This is a genomic window from Paraburkholderia sp. Ac-20347 (genome assembly GCF_017104805.1).
GTDB classification, from domain to species: domain Bacteria; phylum Pseudomonadota; class Gammaproteobacteria; order Burkholderiales; family Burkholderiaceae; genus Paraburkholderia; species Paraburkholderia tropica.
Genome location: NZ_JAAGPN010000256.1, coordinates 1 through 11,698, shown reverse-complemented (window position 1 = coordinate 11,698; position 11,698 = coordinate 1). Strand labels below are relative to the sequence as shown.

The window sequence follows — 11,698 nt, the reverse complement described above, 5'->3', positions numbered from 1 at the left end:
CGGGCGCGGCCTGATGCTCGATGGTCGGCGCGGGCGGCGCGGCCACGTGCACCTCGGGCGTCGGCACGAACGGCGGCGGACGCTTGATCTTCGGCGGCGGCTGCTTGACGACCGGTTGCGCGGGCGGCGTGGGCGCGGGCGTAGGTGGCTTGACGGGCATGATGATGCGCGTCTCCACCGGCTTCTGGACGATCTGCACCACCTTCGTGGCGAGACCGTTGAGCAGCGCCCAGATCAGCACGACGTGCAGCAGCAGGACTGCTGCGATACCGCCATAGCGGCGCGCCGGGCTTTGCTGCTTCGCGCCGTATTGTTTCGGCCGCCCCGACCAGCGGTCTGCTGCGGCTGTTCCCTGCGACATACACCACTCCGTTCGCTTACCTGAGTCATTCAATTCGTTACTGCATCTGCGGCTTTCGCGCAGCCGACGCTTCGCTGTCGAGTCGACGTTCAGAAGGTTACCCGGCCATCGCGCGGCGCTTAACCAAGCAATTCGAATAACGTTATGGTTGTCGGCTCATCGATTGGCTTTTAATGTGATTGCCACGGCCGAACCGCTGCGATAACGCTGAATATGGGCGTGATCGCTGCGATCGAAACGCTTGCGCGCGAAGGCGTGTCATCGCGCTGCGTCACGGCACCGCAACGCGCACGGCGGCCTGCGCCACGTTCACGGCGCGCGGAATCAGCTTCTGTGCGAAGAACACATCGGCGACCCGCTGCTGGCTCGCGAGAATCGTGTCGTCGAGCGGCAGCACGCCAAAACGCGAGCGCGCGAGAAAGTACGTCACCACCGGCGGCGGCACGCCGGTTTCGCGGGCAATCAGTTGCGTGGTTTCGTCGCGATGCGCGAGCACCCACGCGTCGCCTTCCTTGACCGCCTGCAACACCGTTTCCACCACATCGCGATGCGCCTTCACGAAGTCGGGCGCGCCGAGAAAGAAGCTGTAAGGCTGCGCGATGCCCGAACCGTAGTCGGCGAGCGTGCGGGTCGGTTCGGCTTGCTGCACCACGGCCAGATACGGATCCCAGATCGCCCATGCGTCCACGTGGCCGCTGTCGAAGGCCGCGCGCGCATCGGCGGGCGAGAGGAACACGACCTTGACGTCGTCGTAGCGCAAGCCCGCCTGCGCGAGTGCCGCCACGAGCAGATAGTGCGAGCTGGAGCCGCGTGCGAGCGCCACCGTGTGGCCCTTGAGATCGGCAACGTGCTTGAGCGGCGAACCCGCGCGCACGATCAACGCTTCGTTTTGCGGCCCGGCCGGTTCGGCGGCCAGATAGACGAGTCGGCTGCCCGCCGCCTGCGCGAAGATCGGCGGCGGCGCGCCCGTATAGCCGATGTCGATCGCGCCCGCGTTCATCGCTTCGAGCAGCGGCGGCCCGGCGGCGAACTCGGTCCAACGCACCGCGTAGCCCTTCTGCGCGAGCGTGCGTTCGAGCGTGCCGCGCGCCTTGAGCAAGGTGAGCGGCGTGCCCTTCTGATAGCCGATATTGACGACCGGTCCAGCGTAAGCGGCGTGCGCGGCGAACGACAGCGAGATCGCCACCGCGAGTGCCGCAGCGCGCCGCCAGCGCCTCAGGGCGTTAAAACAAATATGCATCAGCGTTTGCGCGTGCGTTTGCATCGATGAAACCTCCCTGCACGTAATCAGAAAAAGTCCTTGCGAAGCTGAATGCCGAAATAGCGGTCCGCATCGCGCGGCACGCCGATCGTCACGTAACCCGAGCCCGTCGCCATCACGCTCACATATTGCTTGTCGAGCAGGTTCTTGCCGATCAGCGCCACGCGCCAGCCGTTGTCGAAATTCAGCCCGACGCTGGCATTGAGAATGCCGTACGCGCCTTGAATCGTATTCGGCGACTGCGCGAGGTCGTATTGCACGCGGCTCTGCCAGAAGTAATTCGCGTACACCTCCAGCTCCGGCCCGAACCACAGCGGACGGCGATAGTCGGCCGAGAGATTCGCCTTGAAGGTCGGCGAAAACGGCAGCGTCTTGCCATTCACGTTGCAGCTCGCCTGCGCGCCCACGGGGCAATTGAATTCGTCGATATGCGCGTCCGTGAACGCAAGTCCGCCGGTCAGGCTCAGACCGCGCAGCGGACGCGCGCCGAGATCGAGTTCGACGCCGCGCGTGGACACGGTCCCCGCATTGATGAGCCGCGTGACGACCTGGCCCGCGACCGTGTCGTAGTAATTGGCCTGATAGTTCTGATAATGCGTGTCGTAGAGCGCGATATTCGCGGTCCAGCGATGATCGGGCGTCTGCATCTTCGCGCCGATCTCGAACGAGTTCGACTGTTCGGGCTTGAGTGCGGGCGTATCGCGCTGCTGCATGTTGAAGAACACGTTGAACGCCGGTCCTTTGTAGCCATGCGAGTACATGGCGTAGAGCATCACGTCGCGCGTCAGATCGAATTCCAGCCCCGCGCGTCCGGACACACCGTTCGCACTGGTCCAGCCCGACGACGAAAACGACGGATTGATGCCCGACACCGCCGCCGTCGATGTCGACGTACGCGCGAAGTCGTAACCCACTTCGTCGTGCGTGACGCGCAGTCCTGTGACGACCCGCAAGCGGTCGCTCAAGTGGAATGTGCCTTCGCCATAGGCCGCAAAGCTGTTCGTGAGCGTATCGAACACGGCGTCGCCGGTCGTCGGCGTGAGCGTCGACGATCCCGCCGCGCACGGCGTCAAGCCGCTCGCGATGCTCGGCAAGGTGGAGTTCGTGCAGGTGACCACGGCGCGGTTGTAGTGCTCGTTGTCCTGCGTGTGCAGCGCATACAGGCCCGCGACGTAATCGAAGAATCCGCCTTTGGGCGAGGTCAGGCGCAACTCCTGCGAGAGCTGCGTGAAGCCCAGATCGCCGCGATCGTTCGAACTCGGAATCTGCTGATACACCTGCGGCACCCAGGCTTCGTCGGTGCGCTGCTGGTTGAGCCATTGCCGATACGCTGAAATCGACGAAAGCGTATAGCCGCCGCCCAGTTTCCAGTCCACCTGCGCCGACACGCCCCAGTTCGTATCCTCCACCGAAGGCCCGTACGGATAATTCACTTCGCGGTTCTGCAGGCTCGGCACCACGGGCGAAAGCGCCGTCGAATAGATCGAACTCGTGGCCTTGCCGATCACGCCCGCCGCATAGGAATCGTGCGCGTACATATAGTCGGCGATGACGGTGGCCTTGATGTCGTTCGTCGGCGTGAACACGAATTTCGAACGGAAGCCCTTGTGGTTGTAGCCGTTGATTTCTTCGCCGTTATAAACGTTCTTCACGTTGCCGTCGTAGCGGCCGTAAAGCGCCGTGAACGAACCGGTCAGCAGGCCGGGCAGCAGCGTGCCTTCCACGCCCGCGCGAATGCGCTGCTCGCCGCCTTGATAGAACTGCGTGTCGATATAACCGCGCGGCTGTTTCGTCGGATCCTGCGTGACGATGTTGATGACGCCGGCGGTCGCGTTCTTGCCGAACAGCGTGCCTTGCGGGCCGCGCAGCACTTCCACGTGATCGACGTCGAGCAGATCGAGCGTCGCCTGGCCGGGACGCGCGTAGACCACGCCGTCGATCACGGTCGACACCGAAGGCTCCACGCCCGGCGAGGTGGAATTGGTGCCGACGCCGCGAATCGTCAGCGTGGTGTCCTTGCTCGACAGCGACGGCTTGAACGTGAGTTCCGGCACCGCCGTCACGAGCGACTGCACCGTGTTGTTGCCGGCGCGCTCCATCTCTGCGCCACTGACGACCGTGAGCGCGATCGGCACCTTCTGCGCGGACTCGTTGCGCCGCGTCGCCGTGACGGTCACGGTCGGCAACGCCGTGGGTCGCGACGACGAAGCCTTCACAGGATCGGATTGCGCCGATTCCGCCGTGGCCGCCGATGCAGCCGAAGCGCCCGACGCGGGCTCAGCCGGTTGCGCAGCATGCGCGACGACGCTCGCCGCACAGAACGCACCGACGATCCAGCTTTGCGGCGCACGCAACGTGCCGCGCGCCGCGCGTGTGCGGCGCTGATGCGAAGTCGAATGACGAAGCGAGGTGGCGCGTCCGGCGACCCGGCGCGGCGTGGAAGTAGCGTTCATGGCGTAGCGAGTGTGAGAAGGTTTGTTGTTGTGTGGCGCGTGGCGCGCCGTGTTTAATGCGCGACGTTCGACGCGCGGACCGGTCGCGCGAGGCCCAGGTGATCGCGCAACGTCGTGCCGCGATACGCCGTGCGGAACAGCCCGCGTCGCTGCAATTCGGGCACGACGAGCGAGCAGAAGCGCGCGAGTCCGTCCGGCAGATCGGCCGCCATCACGTTGAAGCCATCGGCCGCGCCGTTTTCGAACCAGTGCTGCAACGCGTCGGCGACCGTCTCCGGCGTGCCGGTCAGCGTGAAATGTCCGCGGCCCGCCGCGACGCGCAAATACAGCTCGCGTACCGTGAGTCCGTGCGTGCCCGCCAGCGACGTCAGCAGATCCTGGCGGCTGCGCTGACCGCTTTCGGTCGGCGCGAGCGCGGGCAGCGGCGCATCGAGATCGACGCCGCGCAGATCGACGTTGCCGAGCATGCGTTCGAGCAGCGCGAGGCCCGCTTCGGGATGCACGAGCGCCTGCAACTGCGCCTCGCGCGCCTGGGCTTCCACGAGCGTCGGCGCGACGATTACCGAAACGCCCGGCATGATCTTGAGCGCATCCGGCTCGCGCCCGGCATCGACGACACGCTGCTTCAGATCGCGATAAAACGCCTGTGCCGAAGCGAAATCCGCTTGCGCCGTGAACACGACCTCGGCCGTGCGCGCGGCCAGTTCGCGTCCGCGCGGCGACGATCCGGCCTGCACCACCACGGGCCGCCCTTGCGGCGCGCGCGCGACGTTCAGCGGACCGTCCACCGAAAAGTGCGTGCCGCGATGCCATGGCGCACGCACGCTCTGCGCGTCGAAGTAAACGCCGCTCGCCTTGTCGCGCACGAAACTCTCGTCGCCCCAGCTATCCCACAGCGCGCTCACGACTTCGTGGAATTCCTGCGCGCGGGCGTAACGATCCGCATGCGCGTAGTGCTCGGCGCGGCCAAAGTTGCGCGCCTCGGCGGCGTTATCGGTGGTTACGAGATTCCATCCCGCGCGGCCGCCGCTAATGTGATCGAGCGACGCGAACTTGCGCGCGATGTGATACGGCTCGTTGTAGCTCGTCGTCGCCGTGCCGATCAGGCCGATGCGTTGCGTCGCGACGGCGAGCGCGGGCAGCAGCGTGAGCGGGTCGAGCCGGTCGGCGCGCGCCACGCGGTCCGCGCCGGGGCCGAGATTGGCGGCGACGCTGTCGGCGACGAACAGCGCATCGAAGCACGCGGCTTCGGCGAGGCGCGCGAGTTCGATCCACGCACGAATATCGAGTCCCGCGTCGGCCTGCGCGTCGGGCAGCCGCCATGCGGCCAGATGATGACCCGTCTCCATCAGGAACGCGCCGAGATGCAACTGCCGTTTCATCGAACTCCTCACTAATTTTGCGGATACGTTTCGCCCATCGCCCGACACGTCGAACCGACTCGCGTCTGCGATGACCGCCAGATTGTCACTCGGGCAGAGCCGCGCTCGAATCGCTTTGCTTGTGCGCTGGTTAGCGCTAACATGGACGGCAGTTTCCTTTGCCCGGCGCGCAGGCGTCAAATAACGAAATCAGCGGAACATATGCCGGATTCGACTAAACACGTTGCAACGGATGAAACGCCGTCGCGGCACCGACGCAACTCGGGGCGCGTCACCTTGCGTGACGTGGCGAACCATCTGGGCGTCTCGCAGATCACCGTTTCGCGCTATTTTCAGGAGCCCGCGCGCTTGTCGGAGGCGTTGCGCGAACGCGTGGCGCGCGCGGTGGCGGAGCTGGGTTATGTGCCGAATCTGGTGGCGGGCGGACTCGCCTCGGCGCACAGCCGCGTGATCGGCATGGTCATCCCGAACATCTCGGGGCCGATCTTCGCGGCGACCATTCAGAGCTTCAGCGACGCGGTGACGGCGCACGGCTATCAACTGCTGCTGGCGTCGAGCTATTTCTCGGCGGAACAGGAGGAGAGCGCCGTGCGCGGACTGCTCGGCTGGTCGCCGGCGGCGCTCGTGCTGACCTCGCACTTTCACACGCGCGGCACCGAGGCGATGCTCGCGCGCGCGAGCGTGCCGCTGGTCGAAACGTGGGATTACCAGCCGCGTCGCAAGCCGTGGCAAGTCGGCTTTTCGCACCCCGAGGTGGGACGCATGGCGGCGCGGCATCTGATCGAGCGCGGCTACCGGCGCATCGCGTTCGTGCAGAACAGCGCGGCGGGCGACTTCAGCGCGATGGAGCGGCGCGACGGTTATGCGGAGGTGATGCGCGAGCACGGGCGCGAGCCGCGCTGTTTCGTGCCGCTAGAAGCGCAGCCCGCGCATGCGGGACGCGAGGCGCTGTTCGCGCTCATCGAAGGCGATCAGCCGGCCGACGCGATCATCTTCGCCAACGATAATCTCGCCTCGGGCGCGCTGCTCGCGGCGCAACGCGCGGGCATTGCGGTGCCCGGTCGCGTCGCGTTGATGGGATTCGGCGACTATCTGTTTTCGGAGATGCTCACGCCCGGGCTCACGACGATCCGGCCGCCCGCGCGCGAAATGGGCGTGCTGGCCGCCGAGTTGATCTTTGCGCGGCTCGACGCCGAGGGAACGAGTGCGGAGGAAAAAGCGCCGTCGCCACGGCGCCCGAAGCCGCTCACATGCGAACTGGTCGTGCGCGAAAGTACGTGAGCGTTATGTGAACACTGGTGCTTACGCGTGTTCGGCATGCTCCGCGTGATCGCGCGCGAGCACCGTCTCATCGTCGATATCGTGCTCGGTCGGTTCGTACTTCACGAGCGCAAGAAAGCCGATGGGAATGAGCGCCGCGAGCGCCACAACCCAGAACATATCCGTGCCGAGCTTCGCGTTGAGGATCGGCAGCACGAACAGCGCCACCGCGCTGCCGATCCCCGTGAGCGCGCGGCCGAAACCGAGCCCCGTGCCGCGAATCGACGTCGGATACGAGAGCGCCGGATAAATCATCATCTGCGCGCCCGGGCCGAAACCCTCCGCGAACAGCCACGCGCCGAGCATGGCCAGTGCAATGCCGATGCCCAGCGCCGTCTGCGGATGCCCGAGCAACGCGAGCGCCACCAGCGCGACGAACTGCAACGCGAAGCCCGCGAGCGCAACATGCCGCGAAGGCCGCGTATGCGCGAGCCGCATGCCGAGCAAGCCGCCCGTGAGCGCGAACAGCACATTGAGCGCGAGCGAAGCCGAAATGGTTTCGAACACGCCTGCGCCGAGAAACTGCGAAAGAATCGACGGCAGGAAAAACGCAATGGCCGTGTACTCGAACGGAATGCACAGATTCATCACGCTCGCGACGATCGTGCGCGCCAGATACGGGCGCTGAAACAGCACGCGAAAACTCACGGGCGGCTGCGGATTCGCGGGCGGCGCTTCGTCGGCCTTATGCGCGTGAATGCCGTACGATTCGCGCAGAATGCGCACGGCGTCGTCGAGCTTGCCCTGATTCGCGGCCCACAGCGGCGACTCGTTCATGAAGCGGCTGCGCACGGCGATGATGATGAGCGCCGGCACCGCGCCGAAGATCAGCGAGGCGCGCCACAGCCAGCCCGCATGTTCCTGCGGCAAAAAGAAATACAGACCGAACACGATCAGAAAGCAGACCGATGACGCCGCATACCACATCGGGCACCACGCGGCGAGCCGCGAAGCTTTATTGCCGCTGCCCTGGAATTTCGAAAACTCGGAAAGAAACGCCATCGCCACGGGTAAATCGATACCCACGCCGAGACCCATGACGAAACGCGCGGCGATCAGCACCCAGACGTTGGGCGCGAGCCCGGCGGCAATCGCCGCGACGACGAAGAAGAGCATGTCGGCCATGAAGACCTGATAGCGGCCGATACGATCGGTAAACCAGCCGCCGACGAGACTACCCAGTATGGTCCCGATCATGATCGACGACGTGACGATGCCGGTCAGCGAGGGCGTCAGGTTGAATTCGCGCACGACGTCCTGAATGCCATACGAGAGCGTGGTGAGATCGTAAGCATCGAGAAAAACGCCGCCGAGCGCGAGCAACACGATCACGCGTGCGTGACTCGCGCGGGCGGTGCTGGTGTTGATGAGGCGTGAAACGTCGCTGGCTGAGCGAATCGGCGACGACACAGTTGAATCAATATCGAGCGTGCTCAATGGAATCCCCTTGAATGACGGCCATGACAGCGCGTAGTTATAGGAGGCCCATGGGTGCAGCACAACGAACGAGTTAGCGAATGCTTACCCGGTGCGCGAGGAATGCAAAGCGGCGAGCGTGATTAATCGCGCGGTGAATAAAAGGAATAGCGGGCAGGCTGCGTCGCGACGTCTCCACCTCACTGCGCGCGGTTTGTCTGCGCTGCCGCTGCATTGGCGGAGTCGCCAACAAGGTGACAAAAACACTGTATGAATGTACAGTTACGGGCAACGCACGGCCGGACGCGGCGCGGCGTTGGCTCGAAGCGCGTTGCGTTCGCGGCTTCAATGTTCGAACGCTATTTCTCACACATCAGGCATGCCAGACGAAAGGCGCATCGCGCACCTCGACATGGACGCGTTCTACGCTTCCGTGGAATTGCTGCGCTATCCCGAACTGCGCGGCAAGGCCGTCGTCATCGGCGGCGGGCGCAATGCCGTGCCCGAGACGCTGCCCGACGGCACGCGCCGCTTCGCGCGTCTGCGTGACTACGTGGGGCGCGGCGTGGTCACCACGTCCACATACGAAGCGCGCAAATTCGGCGTGTTTTCCGCAATGGGCATGATGAAGGCCGCGCAGCTCGCGCCCGACGCCATTCTGCTGCCCACCGACTTCGAGTCCTATCGCCACTATTCGCGGCTGTTCAAAAGCGCGGTGCGCACCTTCACCGAGCAGATCGAAGATCGCGGCATCGACGAAATCTATATCGATCTCACCGACGTCGAAGGCGAGCCGCGCGACATCGGCGCGCGTCTCAAAGCCGCGGTGCGCGACGCAACCGGCCTCACCTGCTCGATCGCGATTGCGCCCAACAAGCTGCTCGCCAAGATCGGTTCCGAACTCGACAAGCCGGACGGCCTCACGCTGCTCACGATGGCGGACCTCGAAGCGCGCATCTGGCCGCTCGAAGCGAAGAAAGTGAACGGCATCGGGCCGCGCGCAAGCAAGCGGCTCGCGGAGCTGGGTTTCGCCACGATCGGCGATCTGGCGAAAGCCGATCTCGGGCTTTTGCAGGAGCATTTCGGCCGCACTTACGCGGCGTGGCTCGCGCGTGTCTCGCATGGCGAGGACGATCGCGAAGTGGTGGTGTCGTCGGAGCCGAAATCGATGAGCCGCGAAACCACGTTCGAGCGCGACATGCACGTCGGGCGCGACCGCGCCGTGCTCACGCCCGCGCTCACGCAGCTATGCGAGCGCGTTGCGCAGGATCTGGAGCGCAAAGGGTATTGCGGCCGCACGGTGGGCGTGAAAATCAAATTCGCGGACTTTAAAATCGTCACGCGCGATATTTCGCTGCCGACGGCCGTGCGCGATACTGCCGCCATTCGCCGCGCGGTTGGCGCGTGTCTGAAACGGATCGATCTCGATCGGCGCATCCGCCTGATTGGCGTGCGCGTGAGCGCGCTCGAACGCTATTCGGCGGACAGCCCGATTAACGGCGCCATTCAGGGCGAATTGCCGTTCGGTCCCTGAAACGAGCAAGCAGAAACGATAAAGCGAGCACCGCTTTTCATGCGGCGCTCGCGGCACGTCATGCTCAGTTCTGGAAATAGCTCAGGCCCAGCGCGCCCTTCACTTCGGACAGCGTCTGCGCCGCCACTTCGCGCGCGCGCATCGTGCCACGACGCAGAATTTCGAGGACTTCGCCGCGATCTTCTTCCAGCTCGCGACGACGCGTGCGAATCGGTTCGATCAGCGTTTGCAGGCGCTCGTTGAGCACGCGCTTCACGACGCTGTCGCCCAGGCCGCCGCGCTGATAATGCGCCTTGAGCTCGTCCACTTTCGCCACATCGGGTTCGAATGCATCGAGGAACGAGAACACCACGTTGCCTTCCACGCGGCCCGGATCGCTCACGCGCAGATGGTTCGGGTCGGTGTACATATTGTTCACCGCCTTGGTGATTTCATCGGGCGTCGCGCCCAGCGTGATGGCATTGCCGAGCGACTTGCTCATTTTGGCCTTGCCGTCGATACCGGGCAGGCGCGTGACTTTCGACAGCACCGCTTCGCATTCGACCAGCACGGCGCGATCGACGGTGTTGTTGAAGCGGCGCACCAGTTCGTTGGTCTGCTCGATCATCGGCAACTGATCGTCGCCGACCGGCACGTGCGTGGCCTTGAACGCCGTGATGTCCGCCGCCTGACTGACCGGATAGGTCAGGAAGCCCGCCGGAATATCGCGCTCGAATCCGCGCAGACGAATTTCTTCCTTGATGGTCGGATTGCGTTCGAGGCGCGCGACCGTCACGAGATTGAGCAGATACTGGGACAGTTCCGCGAGTTCGGGCACCTGCGATTGAATCAGGATGGTCGATTTCGCGGGATCGATGCCGGCGGCGAGATAGTCGAGCGCGACTTCGATGACGTTTTCGGTGACTTTCTGGTGGCGGCCGACGTTGTCGGTGAGCGCCTGGACGTCGGCGAGCAGGAGAAACTGGTCCGCTTCGTTCTGAAGCTGAACGCGCGCGCGCAAGGAGCCGATGTAGTGGCCGAGATGCAGCTGGCCGGTGGTCCGGTCGCCGGTCAGGATGGTGGGACGGCTTGCTTGTGTCATGGACTGGAGTCTCACATTAATCGAGCCACCAGTCTTCGGCGCGCTAAAACAACAATGCCGCCAGGACTGGCGGCATCACGTTCGCGATATGCGTGGGGAAACGGGCCGCCGGATTCAGGCGCGCCACCAACCGTGCAACATGAGCGAAAGCGGTTTGGTTTCCATGGGGGGAGAGTATAGCGTAGGTGGCGATCGAAGGAAAAAACCCTGACGCCGACCGTGTCCGGTCGGCAGCCAGCGCAACGATTGTTTTTGCCTCTGCCAGAATCCCCCCATCCCACCCGGAGCGCCGCCGCTTCAGCGCGCCAACGACACCATCAGATACGCGCCACCCGCAATCATCGCCAGCAGCCCGGCTGGCATTTGCTGCGGGAACAGCACGTTGCGGCTCAGCCAGTCGGACAGGACCATCAGCAGCGCTCCGAGCAGCCCCGACGCCAGCAGCTCGACCACCGCGCGCCGAAAGCCCATGCGCCGCACCACGTGCGGCGCCATCAAGCCGATGAACGAGAGCGGTCCGACGATCATCGCGGCCGCCGCGCTCAGCAGCGCCGCCAGCAGCAGGATCAGCAGCCGCGCGCGTCGCACCGGCACGCCTAGCGACGCCGCCGCCGGCGCGCCCAGCGGAAAGATGTCGGGCCAGCGCGCGCACAGCAAGGTCAGCGCCATCAGCACGACCGCGAGCACGAGCGCGCCCGCCGCGAGCGACTCGTCGATCAGATAGGTCGAGCCCATCAGCAGATTGCGCAGCAGCGGCGCATACGGGCCGCTGCCCGCGATCACGAGCCCGAACACCGCTTGCGACAGCGCGCCCACCGCAATGCCCGCGAGCAGCAGTTGCCCGGTCGCGAAGCCGCTGCGGCGCGCGAGCGCGAGCATCGCCAGCAAGG

General features: G+C 64.9%; 8 protein-coding genes and 1 pseudogene. 2 read left to right on the top strand and 7 right to left on the bottom strand.

The genetic code is table 11. The features are described from left to right. The 4 genes and pseudogenes from G3N97_RS31405 to G3N97_RS31390 all read right to left on the bottom strand — a co-directional run. Positions 1-361 (bottom strand): annotated as a pseudogene (locus G3N97_RS31405) (energy transducer TonB); the annotation flags it as partial. 271 nt (positions 362-632) lie between these two features. Continuing rightward, positions 633-1,547 carry a sulfonate ABC transporter substrate-binding protein gene (locus tag G3N97_RS31400; RefSeq protein WP_346778149.1) on the bottom strand — a complete coding sequence of 305 codons (915 nt, stop codon included), beginning with the start codon at positions 1,545-1,547 and terminating at the stop codon, positions 633-635. 101 nt (positions 1,548-1,648) lie between these two features. Then, on the bottom strand, positions 1,649-4,075 hold the full coding sequence (locus G3N97_RS31395) for a TonB-dependent receptor (RefSeq protein ID WP_205996839.1): 2,427 nt from the start codon (positions 4,073-4,075) through the stop codon (positions 1,649-1,651). A gap of 53 nt (positions 4,076-4,128) precedes the next feature. After that, entirely contained in the window at positions 4,129-5,457 is a 1,329-nt protein-coding gene (locus tag G3N97_RS31390) for an LLM class flavin-dependent oxidoreductase (RefSeq protein ID WP_205996838.1), read from the bottom strand. Between the two features lie 285 nt (positions 5,458-5,742). Between G3N97_RS31390 and G3N97_RS31385 the strand changes: the two genes are divergently transcribed. Continuing rightward, the gene (locus tag G3N97_RS31385) at positions 5,743-6,738 is read left to right on the top strand and encodes a LacI family DNA-binding transcriptional regulator (protein WP_346778150.1); all 996 of its coding nucleotides are present in this window, start codon (positions 5,743-5,745) and stop codon (positions 6,736-6,738) included. A 21-nt stretch (positions 6,739-6,759) separates the two neighbouring features. Here G3N97_RS31385 and G3N97_RS31380 read toward each other — a convergent pair whose 3' ends face one another. After that, on the bottom strand, positions 6,760-8,214 hold the full coding sequence (locus G3N97_RS31380; RefSeq protein WP_205996836.1) for an MFS transporter: 1,455 nt from the start codon (positions 8,212-8,214) through the stop codon (positions 6,760-6,762). A gap of 358 nt (positions 8,215-8,572) precedes the next feature. Here G3N97_RS31380 and dinB point away from each other — a divergent pair, with 358 nt between their 5' ends. Then, positions 8,573-9,727 carry a DNA polymerase IV gene (dinB, locus tag G3N97_RS31375; protein WP_205996835.1) on the top strand — a complete coding sequence of 385 codons (1,155 nt, stop codon included), beginning with the start codon at positions 8,573-8,575 and terminating at the stop codon, positions 9,725-9,727. A gap of 64 nt (positions 9,728-9,791) precedes the next feature. On the opposite strand, the gene trpS is transcribed toward dinB, so the two are convergent. Both trpS and G3N97_RS31365 read right to left on the bottom strand, forming a co-directional pair. Then, a complete protein-coding gene (gene trpS / locus G3N97_RS31370; protein ID WP_065058832.1) occupies positions 9,792-10,808 on the bottom strand; it encodes a tryptophan--tRNA ligase in 1,017 nt (338 codons plus the stop codon). A 297-nt stretch (positions 10,809-11,105) separates the two neighbouring features. Then, positions 11,106-11,698 (bottom strand): iron chelate uptake ABC transporter family permease subunit (locus G3N97_RS31365; protein WP_205996834.1); only part of this gene is annotated, 593 nt, incomplete at its 5' end.